Genomic DNA, 24,525 nt, shown 5'->3' on the forward strand with positions numbered 1-24,525 from the left:
ATATTAAATCTAATATAAGGTTATGAAAAAAACAATCTTAAAAGCTGCTCTTTTCTTTTCATTAGCTGCGGCATTTTCATCTACTGCAATCTCTTGTAGTAACTCTGATGACGATTCATCTGAAAGCATTTCTACAATTGATCCAAGTAATTTTAAAGGAAGTATTGCTGCCGGAACTACAGTAACTTTAGATCCATCAAAAGTATATACAATCACGGGTAAAGTATTGGTAGAAAGTGGTGCAAACCTTGTTATCCCTGCAGGAACTAGAATCACTGTAGCGGAAGGAGCAAACTATCTTATCGTTGACAGAGGTGGTAAACTATATATCAACGGTACAGCTACAAGCCCGGTTGTATTCGAAGGAACTTCACACAAACAAGGACACTGGGGAGGTATCGTAGTTCTAGGTAATGCACCTTCTAACAGAAGTGCGTTAGGAACTTCTACTTCTGAATTAGGAGATCTTACTTATGGAGGTACTGACAATAACGATAACTCCGGAGTTATTAAATATGTGGTAATTAAAGACAGCGGATTTAAATATAACCCTGAAAAAGAATTCAACGGACTTTCTCTTTTCGGAGTTGGTAGCGGAACTACTCTTTCTTATATCTATGTAACTGATGGTGCTGATGATGGTGTTGAATGTTTCGGAGGTAGCCCAAATCTTGATCACATCGTAGTAACAGGTGTTGGAGATGATGGTTTCGACTGGACAGAAGGATACAAAGGAACTGCAAACTTCCTTTATGTAGCAAGAAAAAAACAATATCAAACGGCTACAGAACCAGGAAACAGAGGTATTGAAGCGGATACTCAAGATACAAACCCGAACACTACTTTCGGAAACGGAGTTTCTAACCCTACGATCACTAATGCTACTTTCTTAGGTAATGCTGGTGGATCAGAATCTCAAGGGATGAAAGTAAGAGCTGGATCTAACGGTCAATTCGACAACATCGTTTTAGCAAACTATACTACAGGTTTAGATTTTGAAACTGACAGAACTTTAGCTTGGTTCCAAGGTGGATCTTATATCAAAAACTTAAGATTTGTAAACATTGCAACAAAATCTAAAGCTAAAAACACTGCAGGAACAGCTGTGGATATTTCAACTATTTATTCTGAAAATGCAAGTGCTGTAGGTGCAGGTGCAGGTACAGCTTTGCCAGATTGGGCTAAAGGTTGGACTGGTCTTACCAGCTATGATACTACTGATGCGATGAACTAATATCATAACAATTCTTCATATCAAATTGAAAAATAATCCATCTCTTACAAGGGATGGATTATTTCATTTACAAAAAACAAGGATTAAAAAAACACAAATTATATATATCTATTTTTTCTGGAAAAAATTACCTTCGTTCATCAAAGCTTCTACATTCGACATTCTGGAAACAGCTTCCGCAGAACAGCTTGTATCCACTAAAACAACATTTGCAGCATCTCCTGATTTTGGCCATTGTTGTTCTCCTTTATCATTTAACGGAAGAATATTTTGAGTAGCAAATTCTAAGGCTCTGGAAAGTTTAAATTCGGAGCCATAACCATACAATTCGGCAATTAAATTGGCTTTCTGCAACATATTCCCTGATCCAAACGTACTCCAGTAATCCTGAACATTATCATTTCCGATTAAAACGTTCACCCCATGTTTTTTCAACGCAGGAATCGGCATTAATTTCCCTCCGAAAGGCACAGAAGAAGCAATTCCCACTTTCGAAGCGGCCAATTTTTCAGCAATTTCTTCTGTCTCTTTTGCATTTAAATGGGCCAAAGCAAAAGCATGACTCACAAAAGTCTTTCCTTGAAGAGCAGGATTTTCAATGGCTTTATCAATTAAATACTGAATGGTTTTCATTCCGGACTCTCCGGTTTCATGTAAGTGAATATCAATCCCTTTATTGTTATCCAAAGCCAATTGAACCGTAAAATCCAATACTTTTTCAATATTCCCGTCAATACTCAAAGGATCCAGACCTCCTATAAAACCTACACTTTTCAGTTGTGCCGCTTCTTTTATTAGAGGAACCGAATCTGTATAATAAACACCATGTTGCGGAAAAGCAACCAACTCAGCCTTGAATGAATCCTTCTTATTGTCTAACGCTTTTTCTAAATTTTCTAATGATTTTAAGCCTGAAGTAGGATCAATATTAAAATGCGTTCTTGCAAAATTCGTCCCGTAATGTTGTAATAAATCAATTAATTGTTCAGCTCTTTCCACAGAAGTTTTCAAAAGCTTCGGGATGATTTCCTGTTCGTAGGCAATCATGTCTTTTACTGATCTTCTTTTCGGTGAAAGTGCTTGCCACGGAAGTCCGTACAACGTTTTATCCAAATGAATATGCATATCCTTAAAAGCAGGAATCATCAGTTTTCCTTTGGCATCAATCGCGTTTGAATTCGCATCATTCGGCTTTACCGATTTTATTTTTCCGTCTTCAATTTCAATACAAAACAGATCGGTTTTTGTACTGATCACTTCTTCATGATCATATTCAAAACCCGTTTCCAAACGGACATTTTTTAATGAATAATTTCCTTTTGCTATAAGTTGATAAGATGATTGCATAACTCTCATTTAGTCATACAAAATTACTCTGCTAAAATGTTAAACAAGTGTATAAATTATGTCTTATTTTGTACAGATTATTCTTTGAATTGTGACGGCGTCATACCTGTCTGTACCTTAAAGAATTTAGAAAAACTGGCATGATCATAAAAACCCAGATCGTAAACAATATCTTTCACCGACATTTCTGAAACCTTCAATAAACGTTTTGCTTCCAGTAAAATTCGGTCCTGAATTAATGAAGAAGCCGATGTGTTAAGACTTTTCTTACAAACAATATTCAAGTAATTCGCAGAGATATTTAACTTATCTGCATAAAACGAAACAGAGCGCTGCGTTTTGAAATGTTCATTAATCAGATTCAAAAATTTAGAAATAATAGGATTCGAATTATATATCTCAAAGTCTTTAAAAGCACCTTCCACCGATTTGCTGACCAATAAACCAATCAGCTCACTCCTTTTCTGAATCAGCTCCCAGAATATTTTCTCATCACTGAGCTCTTTCTTGATGGCTTGAAATTCATGTAATAACAATTCATAAATTTCTCCTGAAACCGTAAAGGCGGGATGCTGAAAATAATACGATGAGGAAAATCGTAAGGCAGGAAGAAAACTTTCGTACCATTCTCTGCTGATCATCAATTGATAGCCAACCGTTTCTTTTTCAATTGTCCATTGATGAACCTGATCCGGAAACACCAAATGAATCTGATGATTCTCTACCTTATATTCAACAAAATCAATAATATGAACTCCTTTTCCTTTTTCGAAAAGATTAATGATAAAAAAATCGTGTTTATGAGGTTCATCAATCCGTCTTTCACCACTAAGTTCATTGAACAGCAGATCGCAACCTTTTGATTGTTTCTCTGCAAATTCATGAATACCGAGAATAGGAAAATAATCTGACTGATGGCTCATTCTATAATAATTTACCCTAAAATACGTAAATTTTATCAGAATGAAATGTTCTTTTTAAAACACGACATTTCCCTGATGAATCAACGATTCTACATTAGAAATTCTTGAAACGGCTTCTGCAGAACAGCTTGCATTCAGGAAAACCAAATCTGCCTGGTCGCCCACTTTTGGCCATTGCTGAATACCTTTATCATCCAACGGTAAAATATTAGCGGTTGCCAATTTTAAACTTCTCGATAATAAAAACTCTGTAGCCTGTCCGTACAATTGAGCCATTAAATTCGCTTTTTGCAGCACGCTTCCTGTTCCAAATGTATTCCAATGATCAACAATACTGTCATTCCCGGTTAATACTTTCACATTATGCTTATACAAGGTCGGAATCGGCATAATTAAACTACCAAAAGGAATCGTGGACACAATTCCTACCTCAGCATTGCCTAATTTTTCTGCAACTTCTTCTTGTTTTGCTTTTTCCAGTTTCCCTAAAACGAAACAATGGCTCAAGTAGGTTTTTCCTTTCAAAAAAGGATTTTCATTTACTTTTTGAATTAAATATTCAACCGTTTTCAAACCGGATTCACCACTTTCATGAAGATGAATATCAATTCCTTTTTTGTTATCTAAAGCCAATTGAACCGTAAAGTCAATCGTTTTTTCTATCGCTCCGTCAATGGTAAAAGGATCCACTCCACCAATGAAATCAATATCCATTTTCGCAGCTTCCTTCAGATAAGGAACCGAATCCGTGTAAAAAACACCATGTTGTGGAAAAGCCACCAATTCTGCTCCAAACGTCTTCTTTTTATTATCTAAAGCCTTCTGTAGATTTTTTAAAGATTGTAATTTGGAAGTAGGTTCAATATTCACGTGACTTCTTGCAAAAGATGTTCCTTTCGATTGCAGCAATTCAATCATTTTTTCCGCCTTAAAAGTAGAATTTTTCAGCAGTTCGGGCATCATCTGCTGTTCCAAAGCAATCATTCCTTTCACTCCGCCGGTTCTCCTTCTTACAGCCTGCCATTTATCTCCGTAAAAAGTTTTGTCCAGATGAATGTGCATATCTTTGAACGCCGGAAGCATTAAAAATCCTTTGGCATCAATTGCTTTTGCATTCGGCTGATTCGGAGAGATCTTTGTAATTTTTCCGTTTTCGGTTTCAAGATAAAACAAATCGGTTTTTGTAGCAATCACTTCCCCATCTTCATATTCAAAACCTATTTCAAGACGAACATTCTTTAAGGCTAATTTTCCTTTTGGAGAAATCGTGGTATCATTAAAAATTGAAGTTGCTCCCATCATATTTGAAGTTAAAGCCAGTCCTGCCATCGCTAATGCTGAATTCTTAAGAAAATCTTTACGTGATATGTTGCCTGAAGTGTTCATTTCCAAATTATTTACAACAAATTTAGAAAGAATGAAAAGGAATAATGGGTACGAATTATTGTATTATCTGTATGATTTATCAAAATGAATTTTAACTGCTAGTTAAAAAAACATTAAGTTTGTTACTCTGATTGAGGTAAATAAGATCTTTATATTAAGATTTATTTTACAATCATTTTAATTTTTTTCTCAAAATCTTTTCCTGCTGAAACATGAACGTAATAAATTCCTGTATGTAATCTTCCTTGATAATTTAATCTTTGTTTTCTCTCTTTATTCAACTTTTGAGTATAGAGTAGCCTTCCCGAGAAATCATAAATCTTTAAAGAGAAATCTTTCTTCTCTAAAATATTACCTTTAATAGTAAAGATACCATTGTTTGGATTATCATAAAGAATAATATCAGAAAATAACTCTTCCGATTCTGAAACAGAAAGCTGTCCTTTTAAATTGAAACGCGCAAGAAATCCTGTATTTTCATTACCTAGATTGGGTGGCAACTGTGGCTGATAAGCATTTTCTGTGGCAATTCCGGTACCAGCTCTGGTACTACCTACAAGATAGAAAAAGTTATCATTATTTGCATATATATTTATATTTTGATTGAGACCCAGTTGATAATTAGGCCCACCATAATAGGAAGACCATTTCAAATTTCCGTTGAGATCAAAATTGGCAAAGAAGAAATTATTCGCCGGCCCTGTACCAGGTGTAGGAATTGAAGTTTGGTAAGCTCCTGGTGTAGAAATGTTGCTTCCTCCGCCTAAATTAGAACCAACGATAAATATAGATTGGTTAGTTAAAGCCATAGGATTTGTACTAATACCGATATTTTCCATACCATCACTCCCAAAATAAGTTCCCCAGATTCGATTTCCGTTGAAATCGAGCTTAGTGAGAAAGTAATCTGTAAAACCGGTAACCTGACTTTTATAAGCTCCTGGTGTAGAAAAATACGAGCTAGATAGAAAATCATTTCCAAACAAATAAATACCACTAGCATTAGCTTTACAACTCGTCACTGCTGACGAAGAGCCAGCAAGCCCCGAGCCTAAGTAAGTCCCCCAAATTCGGGCACCAGTTGTGCTATTAATAGCTGTAAGAGACTGAGAAGTCGGTATATTTTGCCACGCATTGGCTGTTGCAAGCTGATTGATAGCCGGATCAATATCTCCACCTCCCACAAAATACAATCTCTGGTTATGATACTCTAACACGTAACTAGAAGCGGTAACAGGCAAATATGTTCCCCAAATCAATTGTCCTTGTGAACCTAGTTTTACAACAAAAGCATTAGATAATATAGTTCCATTATTATAATATGTTTGATAATTTTCCATAAAGGTCCCGGAGGTACCTATACCCTGCTGTATTTTTGTTGCCCCAGTAATATAAAGATCTTTATTTTCGTCTGTAACAAAAGAATAATTCAAAAGTATATCTAGAGGAAGAAATGTTTTCCAGACAACAGTTCCTATATTGTTTTTTTTGTATAAGAGATAATGGAACTGATTGTTTCCGCTTATATTAGGGTCGTTGACAAACCAAGCATTGGGAGTTGCGACATCGGAAAGATTGTTCAACGCTAATTTTAAATAATAATAATTTCCATCTCCATCGATGTGTACTAATATTTCTCTAATATTAGTAGGAGCTGTTCCATCACAAAAACCAGCGAACAGTACATTCCCACTTTCCGTAAATTTTGCTTGCAAAAAAGCAGTAAAAAAAGACAAATTAATATTTTGTCCTCCTGTTGTTACATATTGATTATAATAAGGTGCACCAAGACTACTATCTTTAATTACTTGACCTAAAATATGAAAATTATTTTGATTGTCTAATAAAAAACCTCCTTGTGAGAAAGGTATGCTATAATCTGATCCAGTGGGGCCATAATAGGTTCCCCATACTCTTTCATAGGGAAACGTTTGCGCTTTAGAAGTAATACTTATTAATAAATAAAGAATTATTAGGTATAGCTTTCCACTATACAACTTGACTAAAATTGTATTTCTCATATGGTGATTTGGTAATGGTTATTAAAGTCTTATTTATAATAAAACTTTTTTCAAAATTATGTAAAAATCTACTTATTATCAAAAACTGTTTTAAAATTTATTTTTGTGAGGTAAAAAAGGTGTCTCAAAGGTCACTTTTTAAATAAAAAAAGGAAAGCTTTTTAGCTTTCCTACGGGTTGCAAATTTGAAACTTGCAGAATCTTTCAAGCAAATCCAAAACTCTGAATTCTAAAAAATAGGATTTTGGATTTTTTATAATAAAAGACTAACCTTCTATTAGAACCCTATATTTTAATTTGAATATTCAAATTTTCTGACTGCTTCCAACGTCATATCAATTTCTTTATCTTTTATTGCATCACTAATGAAATACGTTTCATAACCACTTGGCGGAAGATAAATTCCGTTTTGCAATAACTGATGGAAAAAATTATTGAACAATGAATGATTGGCATTCTGAGCTTCATCAAAATTAGAAACTCTGTTGATATGGAAGAATACAGACATCATAGAACCTTTTCTGTTGATTTTATGTGCAATTCCTTTTTCATTTAAAATTTTTCCGATTTCAAAATCTAAAGTTTCTGTAGTTTTTGCCAGTCTGTTGAAGAATTCAGGATCGTTTTTGATGATCTGTAAAGTTTTTAATCCGGCTCTCATTGCCAAAGGATTTCCGCTTAATGTTCCGGCCTGATAAACGCCTCCTTTTGGAGCCAGATGATCCATAATTTCATTTCTTCCTGCAAAAGCTCCCACCGGAAGCCCGCCTCCGATTACTTTACCATACGTTACCAAATCCGCTTTTACATTGAAAAGTTCCTGAGCACCACCAAAAGCCAATCTGAAACCTGTCATTACCTCATCAAAAATCAATAAAGCTCCGTTTTCATCACAGATTTTTCTTAATTTCTGAAGGAATTCATTTTCAGGAAGAACACATCCCATATTTCCGGCAACAGGCTCTATAATTACTGCTGCAATCTCACCTTGATTATGTCTGAACAAATCTTCAACCTGTTCAAAATCGTTATATCTTGCTAATAAAGTATCTTTTGCTGTTCCTGCAGTGACTCCCGGAGAATTCGGGTTTCCAAAAGTAGCTGCACCACTTCCTGCCTTAATCAAAAATGAATCTGAGTGACCGTGGTAACACCCTTCAAATTTGATGAATTTATCTCTTCCTGTAAATCCTCTTGCCAATCTGATGGCACTCATACAAGCTTCCGTTCCTGAAGAAACCATTCTGATCTGATCGATATTCGGAACATTTTCGGTGATAAATTTTGCAATCTCAGTTTCTAGTTCTGTCGGAGCCCCAAAAGAAAATCCTTTTTCAGCCTGAATTTTTAATTCTTCCAGTACTTCAGGATGGGTATGGCCTAAAATTGCGGGTCCCCAAGAATTGATGTAGTCAATATAAGTATTATCATCAGCATCGGTAAGGTAAGCTCCCTTTGCAGATTTCATAAAAACCGGCACTCCTCCCACTGATTTGAATGCACGAACCGGAGAGTTTACTCCACCCGGAATGTATTTGTACGCTTCATCAAATAAAGCTGAACTTCTTTGGTATTTCATTTTTGTTGATCGTTGATGTTTGCTTATAGATTGTTAATCAGTAAAATCAAACAATTAACTGACATCCAATCACAAGCAACTCTGTATTTAATTTCTAGGTTTTTTATCAATTAAATAAATCAATTGTCCGGCTGTAGGTTTTTGCCCTTCATCCATTCTGTTTTTTGCGTATAGTTTATTTAATTTAATTCCGAATTTTTGAGCGATATCGTGCATATCTTCCCCTGATTCTACCTTGTAAGTAGCGGTATTTCCGTCAGAATTTTTAGCTTCAAGGAAAACAATATCGTTTTTATGTAAAACATCACTTTCCAACTCATTCCATTTCAGAAGTTTGCTTTCACTTACTTTAAACTTATTGGCAATGAATTGTACATTGGTGTCTTCCGGAATGATGATATATTTTAAACCGTCATTCGGATGACTTTTAATTAAAATAGAATTAAGAATTTCAGTTTTTGTCTTAATTTTCTCTACTCTTTTCTGTTGCTGAGCATAAGAAGTCGGCTTATACGGAACTTCCAGTGTTACCGGATCTTTTGCTTTCTTTACTGCTTTCGACGGATCCAATTGCGCCATAAAAGTACGGTCATCTTTCAAATCCGGATACATTTTCAGTACAGCAAACAAAACTTCCTTGGAATTCGTATCATCAAATTCATACAGCTTGTATTTTTCGATTTTCCCGATCAGGATAGAAGCATAACGAGGATTGGTAGCGTAACCCGCTTTTTTCAAACCGGTTGCCCAAGCTTTGTAATCTTTCATATCTAAATTGAAAAGATTCGCATAGTATTTTCTCGTTGCTAAAAATATAGAGTGATCTTCGTAAGATTGCCTCGGGTCATCATATACACGGAAACACTCATTAGGAGCATCGTCGGTATGTTTCATCGTTTTTCCCGTCCAATTTTCCTTACATTTTATTCCGAAGTGATTCTTCCCTTCCTGAGCCAATCGGCTTTGTCCGCCACCCGTTTCCAAAAGTCCCTGCGCAAGAGTGATGGAAGCCGGAATCTTGTATTTTTCCATCTCTTCTACCGCATATTTTGCAAATTTCTGGATATATTGATCTTCAGTAGCCCAGTTCTGAGCTGAGAATTTTGATAAAACTAAAAGGCTAATTAGTAAGAAAAGTCTTTTCATCTTATAATTTTTATTTTTTATAAAGAAAGATGCAACACTCAAAAATGAATCATTTATTCATATTTTACCCGGAGTGTTTCATGTTTTCCAATTTTACTTTATACAATTAAATTTCTATTCTGTTTCTGTAACAACAGATTTGCTCCTTCAATTCCTTGTAATCCACCGGTATGGAAGCACAAAATCTTGCTGTTTTCAGGAAAATAGTCTTCATCAATCAGTTCGAAAACTTTCTGCATCATTTTTCCTGTATATATCGGTTCCAAAGGAATTCCGTATCTCTCCTTAAAATCATTGATAAAACGGATGTTTTCATCATTTATTTTACCATAACCTCCAAAACTTGAATCTATTAGATTAAAATTTGTTTTCAAGGTTAATTCAAATATTTTTTTCTCCAGTGAAGAATCATTGACTGCTTTAAAACCCATAACATTCTGATTATCTTCACAGAATTTTGAAATTCCGGCAATGGTTCCTCCCGTTCCCACTGCGGTGCAAAGATAATCAAAATCTTTTGTTTCGTTATTCAGCATCATTTTTACCCCGTTTACAGCCTCTTCGTTGGTTCCTCCTTCCGGAACAATTAATGCTTCGGGAAACTCTTTCTGTAAAGATTCTGTCAATTTTTCTTTATCGCGGTATTCTTCACGGGTAACAAATCTTAGATCCATCCCATTATTCTTGGCAAAGGTTAATGTCGGATTATCACCCCATTTATCTTGCAGTTCCTCTCCTCTTATAATTCCCAAAGAAGGAATATCTGCCAGTTTTCCTACCGCGGAAACCGCAGCAATATGATTGGAAAAAGCCCCGCCAAAAGTTATAATATGAGGATTTTTAAGATTTTTTTCTAAGTATTGATTGATATTAAAAAATAGTTTCCAATACTTATTTCCTGAAATTTGAGAGTCGATAAGATCTTCTCTTTTCATAAAGAGTTTCACATTTTTATTGAGAGGAATCTCAACAATGGGAATATGAATTTCAGGAAGTTTCATAAATGCAAATTTCCTGAATTTATTTTAAATGATAATTTATAAATTAGTTAAACAAAAGCTAAAAACAATTAAAATTATGAAAAAACCTGCCATAACCTTTACCTCTTCGCTCCTCATTATCATTTTTGCAGCAGGGATTTTTTATATCTTTTTTGGAGATTTATTTACCCGACCATCAAAATTTGATGTTCCTGATCAGCAAAATGATAAAATCATCAATATGTTCAACAAACAAATTGAGCAGGAAATTGAGAATCATACCCAAAGTACTATGCATCCCGGCTATATTCCCGAGGCAAGACAAAATACAATCGATTACTTAAAATCCATCCAATCTATTGAAAGCTACGCTCGTGATGGGGTAAAATCTGCCCAACCAAGAAATTATCTTGAATTAAATATCATTTTCAATGACGGAACTGTTGCCAAAAAAGTATACACAGGTTATACCTGCTCAGCTTATTTAGGTCCATGTCTTCTTATGAAAGTTGAAATGAAAGACGGAAAAGCAGTAAAAGTTTTTACCAACGGACAAGAAAAGAAAGGTTCTCCGGACTGGATTATTCCTGATTTAAATATACTTATCAATAAAGCAATTGCCTATGATATTCAAAGAAATAATGACAGTTATTTTGAACCTCGAAAAAACCAAAAAGACTTTGATAAGGAATGGGAAAATCAAAAATAAGGCAGTTTATCGGTATTTCCAGAAACCCCAGAATTTCCTTTTTTTGAGATATTCTAAATCCGATTCATGAGTGTAAGCTTCTCTTTCAAATGAGATTCTTCGGTAAGCCAAATGTTTGTTTTTCAGCTTTATTAACCAGTAATAATATTCGATAACGTAAAAAAAATAGAAGAAAATAACCAGCAGCTCCATTTGTTGTTTTAAATGGATTTTTTCATGATTGATAAGTATTTTATTTTCCCTATCTTCGGATTTCCTAATGAAAATAAAGGGAAAGAGGGTAATGCCGTTAATTTTTAATCTTTTTAAAGGCTTTTGGCATACAATTATCATAATAACAAATATAAAGTTTTTTGACTTAGAGATTTAACTTATGGCACTTTTTGACATCAAAGAAGGTGAAGATTTTTACTACAACGAGCAAGGGTACAAGGTTTTTACGGAAAAATTTCATCTGAAAAGAGGATATTGCTGTAAAAGCGGTTGTAGACATTGTCCTTACGGATACGATAAAAAGACCGATACATTCATTAAAAACGATAAAAAAAATAAATAAAATGAAAAAATATATTTTTATTTTGTTAGCCTCGGCTGCTTTGGGATTAACATCGTGTAGTCCTTTTCAAGTACGTTCTGATTATGCCGAAACTGCCAACTTCACTTCTTATAAAACCTATAAAATAAGAATTGATGATCTGAAATTGAATGATATCGATAAAGACCGTGTTTTGAATGAACTATCAAGACAACTTCAAAGTAAAGGTCTTCAATCTGGAGAAAATCCTGATTTAATCGTAAATGTAAAAGCTAATCACAAAAAGATTACTGATATCACCAACAATTCTCCTTACGGAATGTATGGTTGGGGAGGACCTTTTGGTTGGGGAGTTGGAATGAGCAGAACCTGGACCAGCAATTATAATGAAGGAGCGATTATTGTAGATCTGGTAGATTCAAAATCAAATAAATTGGTTTGGCAAGGAATCGGAAGCGGAATTTCTGTAGATTCTCCAAAAGCTAAACAAAGACAGATTCCGGAAATTATGGCGGAAATTATGAAAAATTACCCTCCACAAAAATAAAGGATAGATTAATCAAATATATATAAAAGTCAATGCAGATTTGCGTTGACTTTTTTGTTGCGATAGAAAGTTATGAATTCACATTGAAATTTAATAGTAGCTTAATTTTTTATTCATAAAATTGTATTAACCTTACAAAAAATAAATTTTATGAAAAAGATTCTTTTCTTTCTAGGCTTTGCCAGTCTGGTAAATGCTCAAGCGCCTTCCGGATATTACAATTCTGCCAATGGACTCACCGGTGCCAATCTTAAAACAGCCTTAAGTACTATTATCACAAATGGTCATCAGGACAAGGGATACAGCGGTCTTTGGACGGGTTATAAAACTACAGACATCGATAAAAATTACGAAAACGACGGTTCTATTCTAGATATTTATTCTGAAAACCCAACCGGAACAGATCCTTATAAATATACTCCCGGAACCAACCAATGCGGCACTTATTCTGTAGAAGGAAACTGCTACAATAGAGAGCATATTGTTCCTCAAAGCTTATTCAGCGAGGCCTCTCCTATGGTTTCCGATATTCATTTCATTAGAGCTACCGACGGAAAAGTAAACGGTATGAGATCCAATTATCCTTTTGGAAAAGTAGGAACCGCCACTTTTACTTCTAAAAACGGCTCAAAGCTTGGAAATTCTACTTCTTCAGGATATGCAGGAACGGTTTTTGAGCCTATTAATGAATTTAAAGGAGATGTTGCAAGAATGATTTTCTATTTTGTTACTCGCTACCAAAGTAAGCTTTCAACTTTCTCTTCAGGAAATATGTTGGGAAGCTCAGCTTATCCCGGATTACAAACTTGGGAGTTGAATGTTTTATTGGCTTGGCATAACCAAGATCCTGTTTCTCAGGCTGAAATTAACAGAAATAATGCTTCCTATACTTTCCAGGGAAACAGAAATCCTTTTATTGACAATCCCGGATATGTGGATTTAATTTGGGGATCCCAGCAATCTGCTACAGACACACAAGCTCCAACAACTGTTAACGGATTAACTGTTTCAGGAACTACTTCAAGCAGTATTTCTCTTGCGTGGAATGCTTCAACAGATAATGTAGGGGTAACTTCTTACAATGTTTATATGAACGGAAGTCTTAAAACTACGGTAAGTTCCACTTCAACAACAATATCCGGATTATCCGCTTCTACCACATACAGTTTTTATATTGTAGCCAAAGATGCAGCAGGAAATTCTTCTTCAAACAGCTCAACCGTTTCAGGAACCACAACTGGAACTGTAACTCCACCTACTAATTGTGTGAATGAAACTTTTGAAACCATTCCCACTTCAAGCACCTCATCCTATTTAACAAGAACGTGGACTAATGGCGGAATTACATGGACTGCTACTGATGCAAGAACAGACCAAACCATTTCCACTAAAGCAATTACTGTAAGAGATGGTTCTTTAACATCAAGTACATCTGCCAATGGAATCGGTTCTTTAACTGTAACGACTCAACTGAAATTTTCAGGCAGTAACGGAACTTTCAATGTTCAGGTAAACGGTGTTACTGTAGGAACTGTTCCTTATAATACAACAGCTACAACAACGACCATCAACAATATCAATACTTCCGGAAATGTGACGGTAAGTTTGGTAAATAACTCAGCCAGCGACCGAGTGGCCATTGATAATTTAAATTGGACCTGCTATGGTGGAACTTCAAGAATGGCAAATAGTACATCAACGCTATCAAAAGAAAACAATTCTTTACAGATCTCTCAGAATCCTGTTTCTAATCAGGAAATTTTTGTAACAGGTGAAACGGAAAGTATTCAAAAAGCAGAAATTTATAATCTTCAGGGTAAGTTAATGCAAACCATCAATCAGCCTTTTAAAAATAACAGAAATTCAATTAAAATTAAAAATCTCGAACAGGGAATTTATATTTTAAAACTGAATGCTACTACATTGAAGTTTATCGTGAAATAGTAATCTGGAAGCGGGATGATGGGAGCTGAAAGTTTTTAATCCTGAAACTCTTAGCTTGATTATTTCGATTTCAAAGATGATAAAAAAATCCTTCTTTCGTTTGAGAGAAGGATTTTTATTTTAAGTTTAGGGAATCAAAACGGCTCTTCTTTTTATTTTTCCTTGTCGCATTCTCTCGTACACTTCATTAGCTTCATCTAATTTATACTTTTCAATTTCTATATGAATTTTCTTTTGTCTTGCTAAGCCTACCACTTCCATCAATTCAGTTTTTGAACCCCAATAAGGATTCGTCATGCTTACCCCAAACGGAAGCCCATTCATAGTGTATTGATAATGTCCGCCTCCTAATCCGACAATCGTTAAATCACCATCAAGACTCACCACTTTAGTTCCTAATTCAATGGTAGAAGTCGCTCCTACAAAATCAAGAATTACTTTTGCTTTTTTAATTCCTGTAATTTTTTGAATTTGCTCGGCTGCATCTGCATCTTTAGAATTGATTGTATAAGCCGCTCCTAATTCTTTTGCGAAAGACAGCTTTTCTTCTGTAACATCACAGGCAATAATGGTTGCACCGCTAATTTCTCTTAAAATCTGTAAAGCAACATGACCAAGACCTCCCACTCCGATTACCACAACAAATTCATCAGCCATTAATTTATGTAAAGAACGTTTTATTGCGGAATATGGAGTTAAAGCCGCATCTGTTAACGGAGCTGCAATCACCGGATCCAAATCAAAAATAGGAACTAAAAGTCTTGATGAAGGAACCAGCATATAATCTGCCATTCCGCCATTTAATCCCAGTCCTCCTCCATAAACCATTTCAGACTGATGATCACAATAATTTTCCTTCGATTGCTGACATGGTTTACAATGTCCGCATCCCCATGGTCCGTAAACTAGCACGGCATCCCCTTTTTTATACCCTTTTACACTTTCGCCGACTTCCTCAATCCAGCCTGCATTTTCATGCCCCAGTGTAAAAACACTTCCTCCAACTGTACCTTCATCAATAATATGCAAGTCTGAATGACAAACTCCCGCTCCACCAATCTTCAACAAAACTTCCTCACCTTTCGGGGTTGGTTTTTCCATATCGTTTACCACACGGACATCTTTGTGTCCAAAAAAACGTACTGCTTTCATAAAATTATTTTTTGAAAATTACACTTCAATTTAGCCATAATCTAACTGCCGGTCGTTTTTATTTATCTTAAAGTTATCATAAAAGTATGATCGTTTTTCTGCAATAAAAAAGACCGTCTAAAAATAGACAGCCTTTCTTTATGAATAGTGATGTGGTGTGTACGTGTATAAAAATGTTTAAGCTGAAGGCCAAAGTCCTTCATAAGCAGAGTTACCATAGTTGATCTTCTCTGCACTTATCGTAAAACTAATCAGCATAGAGTTTTCATCTACAGCGTCAAAATCTACTTCATGCTGAATTACATATCCGTTTTCCCAATTTAAAGTAATCAATGTTCCTTCTTCGTGAGATTTGTTGAATGTAATTTCTCCACTGGTTGGTTTATATTTTCCGTTCAGTAAGCTTTCCAGAATATCAGATTTTTCTGTTGCTTCTACAGTAAGTTTAATGATTGCATTAGAAGGATCTGAAGCGACTCTACCTGAAACGTCTGTAGATCTGGATACACTGTAGTTCAACTTTAACAGTTTTTGACCTTCTCCTCCGTTGAATTTTAAAATCCCTCTTGAATTTGCTGCCATGATAATAAATTTTAATCGTTAATATTTCGTGATTTGGTGATTAATGTGAGACAAAGATATATTCCTCAATTTAATCTTAAAAACTTTTAAACACTAATTTCATATTTTGTAGTAGTTCTACGATTTCTTGTAGTAATTCTACGACTCTATACTTATTTCTGCTATTACGGGAATTCCCATATGACGATCTTGAAGATCAAACAAATTAGAAAACACTATTTTACAAAAGCTTTCTGAATAGTACTTTCACAAAAAAAGACCACAAATTGTGGTCTTCTATTTTCTATATATGGAATGAATTATTTCCCCATCATATCTCTCATTCTTTCCTGAATCATCTGAGGATCCGACATTCCTTCCCAACCAAACATTGCAATCATTACAACATTAGCGATTAGGTTTAACGAGCTTAGAATAAGACCTATAATACATAAGATTCTTCCTGTATTCAAATTGCTGTAGTCAGAATATAAATCCGGATTTTGCTGATATAGTGCATTATCTTTTTTGTAAAGTGACAATCCTATAATTCCTGTAATCACTCCCACGATTCCGTAGCAGCAACATCCGACAATTGATACAATTCCTAAAACAAGTACTGCCGTAGCATTGGGTAATTTTTGTTGATTCATAGTTAAAATTTTAATGTTTGTGTATTATATATAAATAAAAAAATGTTTGTAAAAATAAGCAATCACCATGATTACTGAATTAACAATCGCCAAAAAAACAATGAGGTTTCCATAATTTCTTTTCTTGTCGATAAAGTTGATTCCTACCACACCAAAAAAAAGAAGTAAGGTATATACTGCAGGAAACATATGAAAAGCCTCTGCAAATCTTCCTTCAAAAACCATTACGATTGCTCTTTGAGTTCCACAGCCAAAACACTCTATTCCTAGAAATTTTTTACTGGGACAAGGCAGCATAAAGTCTTCAATTTTCATATTCTATTTTTTGGGTGCTCTAAATTAAGAAGAAATTTTCGCCCTCAAATACTGATGCGGAAAAAAAGATTCTTCGTTCATATCAAACGATCCTTGTACCGCAATATATGGATTTCTGAGAATTTCTCTTGCCACAAATATAAGATCGGCATCTCCTTTTTGCAAAATATCTTCGGCCTGTTTTATTTTAGTAATCAAACCTACTGCTCCGGTTTTTACTTCTGCTTTATTTTTTACTTCAGACGCAAATGGCACCTGATAACCGTCAAAAACAGAAATTTTTGCTCCATGAATATTTCCTCCGCTTGAAACATCAATAAGATCTACCCTATGATTCTTTAATATTTTTGCTAATTCTACACTATGTTCAATATTCCAGCCGTTTTCAGCATATTCTGTTCCGGAGATCCTTACAAACAAACCTGTATTTTCATTCAATTCTTCATTTACAGCATCTACAATTTCCAGTAAAAACCGGATTCTGTTTTCGAAACTCCCGCCATATTCATCAGTTCTGATATTAGAAAGTGGTGATAAAAACTGATGAACCAAGTAACCATGAGCTCCATGAATCTCAATCACATCAAAACCAGCTTCGACTGCCCTTTTTGCTGCTTTTTTGAAATTCTGAACCTGTTCTTTAATTTCAGCTGCTGTTAAAACATGAGGAATCCTTTCTGTAGGATGATACGGGATAGGACTTGGAGCTACTGTTTCCCATCCTTCTTCCACAGGAATCTGAATATTATTCCATGTAGACCCTTTTCTTCCTGCGTGAGCAAGCTGAATCCCGATTTTACTTTCAGAGTGCTGATGTACAAAATCAACAATTTTCTTCAGTTTTTCTGCCTGTTCGTCATTCCAGATTCCCATGCAATGGTTGGTGATTCTTCCACGAGGTTCCACTCCTGTCGCTTCCACGATAATAAGTCCTGTTCCTCCCTGTGCACGACTTCCATAATGCACAAAGTGAAAATCATTGGCTAATCCGTTTTCGCAAGAATACATACACATTGGCGACATTACCCAACGATTTTTTAACTCTACATTTCTAAATTGTATTGGTGAATATAACATTGTCTATTTTTTACAAGTTTTAAAATTACAAATTTAGTCTTAGCAAAATATGTTGTCCACGTTACAAAAAAGGGTTAATTTTATCCCCCTTTTTTAAAAAGATATGAGAAAAGATATACATATACAATATGAACATTTCAAAAACGGCACAGAGCTGAGTGAAATAGAACAAGAGCTGTTTGAAAAAGCTAAACTGGCAAGGGAAAAAGCCTATGCTCCCTACTCTAATTTTTTTGTAGGATGTGCTATTCTTTTAGAAAATGGAAGCATCTTTTCCGGCAACAATCAGGAAAATGCAGCTTTTCCTTCCGGTCTTTGTGCAGAAAGAACGACTCTTTACTGGGTTGCTGCCAATTTTCCGAATGAAAAAATAAAAAAAATATTCATTGTAGGAGGTCCAAAAGAGTTTTCTGAAAAAAATCCGCCTATTCCGCCTTGTGGATCTTGCCGCCAAAGCATCATAGAATATGAAACAAAGCAGAATGAGAATATTGATCTTTATTTTGCAAATCTGAATGAAGAGACGATAAAAGTACATTCTATTAAAGATCTTCTACCGTTTTCTTTTGACGGAACTTTCTTATAATACAATTGTTAATAACTTATAAAAAACTATATTTGCAAAAAATTTTGGTTTCCAGCTATTGGAATTAATAGGGAATTGAGTGAAATCCTCAAACTGTCCCCGCAACTGTAAATCGCAACTATCATTTTCTATAAATAGCCACTGCAACAACGGGAAGGCATAGAAAAGCGAAAGTCAGGAGACCTGCCAAAATGATAATTAAAACATATTACTTTCGGAGGAAAAGTACAATAATATGGATATAAAAAGATCTTTAGTATTACTTTTTTCATCATACGGTTCTTTTCTTTTAGCACAAGAGAAAAGCATAGATACTGTTTACATTTTTGACAATCAAATGAATAGAGTAAAACTCTTTCATAAAGTCAATACTCTAACTCAAAAAGATGTAGAAAAAAATCCTACCAATCTTTCCGAGCTTTTACGGTTTCAGTCTCAAATTTATATTAAAGAAAATGGTCGTGGTGCCGTTTCTTCCCCTTCTTTCAGAGGAACAAGCGCGGGGCACACTGCTTTTGTATGGAACGGAATCAATATCAATTCAAATTTTTTAGGACAAGGTGATGTGAATAACATTGCTTTATTCGGATATGATCAATTAGAAATAAAAGCAGGAGGTGGAAGTGTCTTATATGGAAGTTCTGCCATTGGCGGAAGTATTCACTTAAATAATAACCTTGAGTTTAACAAAGGATTTGGCGCTTCTCTTTATTCCGAAGCAGCCTCTTTCAATACCTACAATAATTTTGTAAAAGCATCATTCAGCAATGATAAGTTCAGTTTTAAAGCTTCAGGAAATTATTCGATCAGTGAAAACGATTATGAAGTAAAGGATAAAGGAAATACTTACCTCAACAGAAACGGAAAGTACCACAATACAACCATCAATATAGGTGCTTCTTATAAAATTGCAAGCCACCAAACGATTTCGTGGCAAAATCAAATGTATGACGGTGTTCAGCATTACCCGATTTTTGTAGAAAACGGAAATAAAACAAAATACAATGCACAGACTTTAAGAAGTTTGATTGCATGGGATATTAACCAGAATAATTTCGCCAATAGTCTCAAAGCAGCTTATACCGAAGATAATTTCCAGTATTTTGGTGATATTGACAAGCCAAAATCCAGCGGAGCTGAAGGAAAAAATTATATTTTTAAAAACGATTTTAATTATTTCATCACTCCGAAAATCAATTTTAATATTATTGGAGAATTTCAGATCAATAAAGGGGAAGGTTATAGTTCCGGAATTGGAAATGTAAGCAGAAATATCGGTTCTGTTTCAGGTATTTTAAGATATTTCACTACTAAAGATCTTCGTTTTGAAGCCGGAGTAAAAAAAGACTTTGTAGAAGATATTACTTCTCCCGTTCTGTATTCTTTTTCAGGAAAATGGCATCCTTTATCATGGTATAATGTAGGATTAAATGTTTCAAAAAACTTTAAATATCCTTCATTCAACGATCTTTATTGGCAACCGGGCGGAAATCTTGGACTAAGGCCGGAAACTTCCACTAATCTGGATATGGATCACGAATTCAGTGCCGGAAATTTTAAAGTTGTTCTAAGTCCGTATTATATGGATATTACGGATTATATAAGCTGGCTTCCTACCGTTTATGGCTATTGGTCAGCTTTCAATACTTACAAAGTAAAATTGTATGGGTTAGAATCTCATCTTACTTTTGCTAAAAACTTTGGGAAACACCATTTTACATTAAATGCAGGTTATACCTATTCAAAATCAATTAATCAGGAAACGAAAAAGCAACTGATGTATGTTCCTCTGCATAAAGCGGTTGGAAATCTTGATTATGAATATGATTTCATAAAATTTTTTGCACAAGGAATGTTTAACGGACTCACTTATACCACAACTGATGAAAAAAGGAGCGATGCATTAGATCCTTATTTTGTTTTAAATGCAGGAGTCGCAGGTACAATCGCAAAAAAATACACCTTAGGATTTAAGGTCAATAATATTTTAAACACAGTTTATAAAACAGTAGCATATTATCCTTTACCACAAAGGAATTACAGCATCTATGCAAGTATAAATTTTTAAATTAAATAAATTCAGAAAATGAAAATAACTAAACTTTTGCAAATTTTGTTTGCGTTTGCACTCCTTTTCAATATCTCATGTAGCTCAGACAGCAGTGAGACTGCTCAGGAAATGTTCTACGGAAATGGTGTATTGATTGCAAACGAAGGAAACTTCGGAACTCCGAATGCAGATGTAACTTATGTAACATCAAACTTCAGTGCCAAACAAGATAAAATCTACTCTGCTAACAATAACGGAGAGAACCTTGGAGATGTATTACAAACGATTGGTTTCAACGGTAACGGCGCTTACCTACTTTTGAACAACTCTAATAAAATCCAGGTTGTAAACCGATATACTTTCAAAAAAGCAGCTGAAATTACTGAGCAGATTAAAAGCCCTCGTTATATGGCTTTTGCAAAAAACTATATCTATGTAACGAATGATACTTACAATGGAGACAAATATGTAAGTGTATACAATGCGAATACCCTGTCTTTTGTAAAGAAAATTATGTTTACAACTACTGTTGAAAGAATTGTAGAAGCAGGCGGAAATATCTTTGTACAAAATGCAAGCTATGGTTTTGGAAATACAATTACTAAAATCAATACTACAACCAACGAAATAGACGGGCAACCGATTGCATTAACAAGTGGAAATATCAACAAAACAATTTCTAACGGCACTAATGTATATGTAATTACTTCAGGAACTACAGATTCATATATTTATCAGATTTCAAGCACTGGAAACATTGTAAAAACAACCACTTTAACAGGAATTGCCAATGCTACTAACCTTGAAGTAGATGGTGGTAAGTTTTATTTCTCTTCAGCAAATAAGATTTACGCTATGGATATGACTGCAACAACTACTCCTACAGCTCCAATTATAACTGCTGTAGACGGAGGTCAATATTATACATTGTATGGATTCAGTGTTTTAAATGGCAGAATCTTTACCTCTGATGTGAAAAGCTTCACGCAAGACAGTGAAATTACAGTATATACAACGTCAGGAAGTAAAATTGGAAGCTTTACTGCAGGAAAAGGAGCTAACGGATTTTATCTAAACTAAAAACTTATTTCCCCCAATAATAAAAAGGAAAAAGATAAAATACTTTTTATTTTTTTACATTATGTTGTCCGGTCGGTTTCTTCGAAACCGACCGGATTTTTTTTATATCAAAAAAAGCAACAGATTAAAAAATCCATTGCTTTATAATTTATTCTAAATGCTTTTTTTAAGCTAAAGTTAATCCCAGTTTCTCAGCTTCTGCAATCACAAAACTTCTTGCTTCTTCACTATCATTTCCAATTTCGCCTTCCAGGATCGCTTCTTTCACTTTTTCTTTTAAAATTCCTATTTCCCTACCAGGTTTTAGATTAAACATCGCCATAATCTCTTCTCCTGAAATAGGTGGCTGAAAGTTCCTTACCTGATCTTTTTCCTCTACTTCTTTAATTTTAACCGCAACATATTCGAAATTCCTCTTGAATTTCTCTTGTTTTTTAGAGTTTTTTGTAGTGATATCAGCTTTACAAAGTGTAAACAAGTCTTCCATATTTTCTCCTGCATCAAACAATAATCTTCTCAATGCAGAATCCGAAGCATCGTCTGTTATTAAAGCGATAGGGCGAGATGATAGCTTCACCATCTTCTGAACATATTTCATATCAGCTCCTAATGGCAACTTCAGTCTCTGGAACAAAATTTTTACCATTTTCGAACCCAAAAACTCATGTCCATGGAAAGTCCAACCTGTTCCTTCAACGAATTTTTTTGTCGGTGCTTTTCCGATATCATGTAGCAATGCTGACCAACGAAGCCATAAATTGTCCGTATTTTCAGAGATATTGTCAACAACTTCTAAAGTGTGATAAAAGTTGTCTTTATGAGTCTGCCCTTCCACTTCCTCTACTCCTTTCAAATCGATTAATTCAGGAATAATCAGCTTCATTAAACCTGTTTGTTCCATGAGCTTCAACCCTATTGACGGTTTTTGAGAAAGCATAATTTTATTAAATTCAACCATGATTCTTTCCATAGAAACAATCTTGATTCTTTCTGCTTCCTGCTTTATGGCTTCCAAAGATTTTTCTTCAATCTGAAATTGTAATGTTGATGCAAAACGAATTGCTCTCATCATTCTTAACGGATCATCGGAATACGTTTGAGCGGGTTCCAAAGGGGTTCTTAAAATCCCTTTTTCAAGGTCACCAATTCCGTTAAAAGGATCAATTAATTCTCCGAAATTATCTTTATTGAGAGAAATTGCCATTGCATTTACTGTAAAATCTCTTCTCTTTTGATCATCTTCAATGGTTCCGCCTTCCACATCAGGTTTACGGCTGTCTTCGGAATAACTTTCTTTTCTTGCTCCTACAAACTCCAATTCAAGATCCTTATATTTAATCATTGCTGTTCCGTAAGTTTTAAAAACGGAAACCTTCGTCTTGGGATCGATTTCTTTTCCTACTTTTTGGGCCAGCTCAATTCCACTTTGTTCGGTCACAAAATCAATATCCGTAGAAGCTTTTCTTTTCATCAACAAATCCCGAACATAGCCGCCAACAATATATACAGACTGGTTATTGTTGTGAGCAACTTCAGAAATGAGTTTAAAAAGCTTTAAATTTTTATTTTGATTGAGATTGATTGTCATTATTAATCGGGATATAGGATTTCAGATGGTAAAATGAAATTTTTTGCAAAGATAGTAATTAGATTAATTTTTTAGCAATTACAAAAATATCTATAAAATTTGCTTAACTTTATGAGATAACTAAGACCTAAGACCATGAAAAAACTATTCTTCCTTATTTTCCTGTATTCTTTTTCGATTCTTTTTTCTCAAGCCAAAAATGTTCAGTATACAGATTTTGTAGATTTTACTGATACTTCCGGCGTGAAATACAATGTAATGATGGTGACTGATAAACATGGAGAAGACGGACGTGCAGATTCTACGATAAGAATTCTTTATACAACAGATGGAAATGAACATCTGGTCGAATTTTATGCAGATTGTTATTACGAAAAATTGAAAAACGGAAATACAAGAATTTCGTTTTTCCCTGTAGAAAACGGGAGTGTTCAGATTATAAAAGGCAAGGATGTAAGCTATAATCCTGATACATTTATTTATGAAATTGACTCCAAAACAAGCAAAATAACGGGAACTCAATCTGATAAAAACAGTACAACCCCCAATCCAATTGTTTACAAAAACTCAACAATGTCGACCCAGGATAGACAAAATCAAGCCGACAAATTCTATTTCAGAACTGAAAAAATGTATAGTCTTCTTAAAAACTTTTATGACAAAAAAAGTGAAGATACCAACAAACCGTATTTTGATGCTGTAGGTTGGTTTGGAAGCGATGGTATCGCTTATCAGGCTTTCATTATATCCGTGTTTAAAGGAGAGGGCAATTTAAATTCTATCGTAAGAATACGCTATGAAACAAATGGTGAAATTCATATCGTACAATATGATGCCCAATCTAAAATTGTTTTACAGGATGATGATACCATCAATATCAGTATTACTCCCACAAATACTCCTGTAAAAATCATTAAAGGAAGCTCCAGTTATAATGCAGACAGCTTTTCGCTTATTTTAGATGCTAATGATGAATTCTTACGAGGAAAACAATCTGATGCAAATTCCTCTGCAGATTTATCTTACATAAAAATCATTGATAATCAAGAATTTGCATTAAAGTTTTATACAGAAAAGGATGAAATTTATCAAAAATACCTGAAATAAACTTA

23 protein-coding genes and 1 riboswitch are annotated in these 24,525 nt (G+C 34.6%); of the genes, 9 read left to right on the forward strand and 14 right to left on the reverse strand.

Features of this window, described 5'->3' with window-relative positions; all coding sequences use genetic code 11:
• Positions 1–22: 22 nt before the first annotated feature.
• Positions 23–1,234, forward strand: a complete 1,212-nt coding sequence (locus tag LV842_RS11705) for a hypothetical protein (RefSeq protein WP_233111641.1) — start codon at positions 23–25, stop codon at positions 1,232–1,234.
• Between the two features lie 108 nt (positions 1,235–1,342).
• Here the strand turns inward: LV842_RS11705 and LV842_RS11710 are convergent, their stop codons facing one another.
• From LV842_RS11710 to LV842_RS11740, 7 genes are all read right to left on the reverse strand, one after another.
• Positions 1,343–2,581 (reverse strand): amidohydrolase, encoded by a 1,239-nt coding sequence (locus LV842_RS11710; RefSeq protein WP_233111642.1) that lies wholly within the window; start codon positions 2,579–2,581, stop codon positions 1,343–1,345.
• Positions 2,582–2,658: 77 nt separating this feature from the next.
• The gene (locus LV842_RS11715; RefSeq protein ID WP_233111643.1) at positions 2,659–3,504 is read right to left on the reverse strand and encodes a helix-turn-helix domain-containing protein; all 846 of its coding nucleotides are present in this window, start codon (positions 3,502–3,504) and stop codon (positions 2,659–2,661) included.
• A 54-nt stretch (positions 3,505–3,558) separates the two neighbouring features.
• Entirely contained in the window at positions 3,559–4,890 is a 1,332-nt protein-coding gene (locus tag LV842_RS11720; protein WP_233111644.1) for an amidohydrolase, read from the reverse strand.
• Between the two features lie 161 nt (positions 4,891–5,051).
• The gene (locus LV842_RS11725) at positions 5,052–6,887 is read right to left on the reverse strand and encodes a T9SS type A sorting domain-containing protein (protein ID WP_233111645.1); all 1,836 of its coding nucleotides are present in this window, start codon (positions 6,885–6,887) and stop codon (positions 5,052–5,054) included.
• 316 nt (positions 6,888–7,203) lie between these two features.
• The gene (gene hemL / locus LV842_RS11730) at positions 7,204–8,490 is read right to left on the reverse strand and encodes a glutamate-1-semialdehyde 2,1-aminomutase (protein ID WP_233111646.1); all 1,287 of its coding nucleotides are present in this window, start codon (positions 8,488–8,490) and stop codon (positions 7,204–7,206) included.
• Between the two features lie 87 nt (positions 8,491–8,577).
• Positions 8,578–9,636 (reverse strand): glucosaminidase domain-containing protein, encoded by a 1,059-nt coding sequence (locus LV842_RS11735; protein WP_233111647.1) that lies wholly within the window; start codon positions 9,634–9,636, stop codon positions 8,578–8,580.
• Positions 9,637–9,734: 98 nt separating this feature from the next.
• Positions 9,735–10,637, reverse strand: a complete 903-nt coding sequence (locus LV842_RS11740; protein ID WP_233111648.1) for a 1-aminocyclopropane-1-carboxylate deaminase/D-cysteine desulfhydrase — start codon at positions 10,635–10,637, stop codon at positions 9,735–9,737.
• A gap of 76 nt (positions 10,638–10,713) precedes the next feature.
• Here LV842_RS11740 and LV842_RS11745 point away from each other — a divergent pair, with 76 nt between their 5' ends.
• Positions 10,714–11,325 carry a hypothetical protein gene (locus LV842_RS11745; RefSeq protein WP_233111649.1) on the forward strand — a complete coding sequence of 204 codons (612 nt, stop codon included), beginning with the start codon at positions 10,714–10,716 and terminating at the stop codon, positions 11,323–11,325.
• 6 nt (positions 11,326–11,331) lie between these two features.
• Here LV842_RS11745 and LV842_RS11750 read toward each other — a convergent pair whose 3' ends face one another.
• Positions 11,332–11,658, reverse strand: a complete 327-nt coding sequence (locus LV842_RS11750) for a hypothetical protein (RefSeq protein WP_233111650.1) — start codon at positions 11,656–11,658, stop codon at positions 11,332–11,334.
• 40 nt (positions 11,659–11,698) lie between these two features.
• Here LV842_RS11750 and LV842_RS11755 point away from each other — a divergent pair, with 40 nt between their 5' ends.
• From LV842_RS11755 to LV842_RS11765, 3 genes are all read left to right on the forward strand, one after another.
• On the forward strand, positions 11,699–11,881 hold the full coding sequence (locus tag LV842_RS11755) for a DUF5522 domain-containing protein (protein WP_066441318.1): 183 nt from the start codon (positions 11,699–11,701) through the stop codon (positions 11,879–11,881).
• A gap of 1 nt (position 11,882) precedes the next feature.
• On the forward strand, positions 11,883–12,407 hold the full coding sequence (locus LV842_RS11760) for a DUF4136 domain-containing protein (protein WP_233111651.1): 525 nt from the start codon (positions 11,883–11,885) through the stop codon (positions 12,405–12,407).
• Positions 12,408–12,557: 150 nt separating this feature from the next.
• Positions 12,558–14,351 carry an endonuclease gene (locus tag LV842_RS11765; RefSeq protein ID WP_233111652.1) on the forward strand — a complete coding sequence of 598 codons (1,794 nt, stop codon included), beginning with the start codon at positions 12,558–12,560 and terminating at the stop codon, positions 14,349–14,351.
• Positions 14,352–14,477: 126 nt separating this feature from the next.
• Here the strand turns inward: LV842_RS11765 and LV842_RS11770 are convergent, their stop codons facing one another.
• The 5 genes from LV842_RS11770 to namA all read right to left on the reverse strand — a co-directional run bounded on the left by LV842_RS11770 (position 14,478) and on the right by namA (position 18,109).
• Positions 14,478–15,503: an NAD(P)-dependent alcohol dehydrogenase gene (locus tag LV842_RS11770; protein WP_233111653.1), complete on the reverse strand. Its 1,026-nt coding sequence runs from the start codon at positions 15,501–15,503 to the stop codon at positions 14,478–14,480.
• 177 nt (positions 15,504–15,680) lie between these two features.
• A complete protein-coding gene (tssD, locus tag LV842_RS11775) occupies positions 15,681–16,085 on the reverse strand; it encodes a type VI secretion system tube protein TssD (protein ID WP_233111654.1) in 405 nt (134 codons plus the stop codon).
• A 299-nt stretch (positions 16,086–16,384) separates the two neighbouring features.
• Entirely contained in the window at positions 16,385–16,717 is a 333-nt protein-coding gene (locus LV842_RS11780; RefSeq protein ID WP_233111655.1) for a CCC motif membrane protein, read from the reverse strand.
• 24 nt (positions 16,718–16,741) lie between these two features.
• Positions 16,742–17,032, reverse strand: coding sequence for a DUF2752 domain-containing protein (locus tag LV842_RS11785; RefSeq protein ID WP_233111656.1), 291 nt, complete (start codon positions 17,030–17,032; stop codon positions 16,742–16,744).
• 24 nt (positions 17,033–17,056) lie between these two features.
• The gene (gene namA / locus LV842_RS11790; protein ID WP_233111657.1) at positions 17,057–18,109 is read right to left on the reverse strand and encodes an NADPH dehydrogenase NamA; all 1,053 of its coding nucleotides are present in this window, start codon (positions 18,107–18,109) and stop codon (positions 17,057–17,059) included.
• 103 nt (positions 18,110–18,212) lie between these two features.
• Here namA and LV842_RS11795 point away from each other — a divergent pair, with 103 nt between their 5' ends.
• From LV842_RS11795 to LV842_RS11805, 3 genes are all read left to right on the forward strand, one after another.
• Positions 18,213–18,695: a cytidine deaminase gene (locus LV842_RS11795; RefSeq protein WP_233111658.1), complete on the forward strand. Its 483-nt coding sequence runs from the start codon at positions 18,213–18,215 to the stop codon at positions 18,693–18,695.
• 28 nt (positions 18,696–18,723) lie between these two features.
• Positions 18,724–18,900: riboswitch (cobalamin riboswitch) on the forward strand.
• Between the two features lie 30 nt (positions 18,901–18,930).
• A complete protein-coding gene (locus LV842_RS11800; protein WP_233111659.1) occupies positions 18,931–20,763 on the forward strand; it encodes a TonB-dependent receptor plug domain-containing protein in 1,833 nt (610 codons plus the stop codon).
• A gap of 18 nt (positions 20,764–20,781) precedes the next feature.
• A complete protein-coding gene (locus LV842_RS11805; protein WP_233111660.1) occupies positions 20,782–21,825 on the forward strand; it encodes a hypothetical protein in 1,044 nt (347 codons plus the stop codon).
• A 166-nt stretch (positions 21,826–21,991) separates the two neighbouring features.
• Here LV842_RS11805 and LV842_RS11810 read toward each other — a convergent pair whose 3' ends face one another.
• On the reverse strand, positions 21,992–23,413 hold the full coding sequence (locus tag LV842_RS11810; protein ID WP_233111661.1) for a CCA tRNA nucleotidyltransferase: 1,422 nt from the start codon (positions 23,411–23,413) through the stop codon (positions 21,992–21,994).
• 135 nt (positions 23,414–23,548) lie between these two features.
• On the opposite strand from LV842_RS11810, the gene LV842_RS11815 reads away from it, so the two are divergent.
• The gene (locus tag LV842_RS11815) at positions 23,549–24,520 is read left to right on the forward strand and encodes a hypothetical protein (protein ID WP_233111662.1); all 972 of its coding nucleotides are present in this window, start codon (positions 23,549–23,551) and stop codon (positions 24,518–24,520) included.
• The last annotated feature ends 5 nt before the right edge of the window (positions 24,521–24,525 follow it).

The organism is Chryseobacterium gwangjuense (assembly GCF_021311115.1).
Taxonomy (GTDB): domain Bacteria; phylum Bacteroidota; class Bacteroidia; order Flavobacteriales; family Weeksellaceae; genus Chryseobacterium; species Chryseobacterium gwangjuense.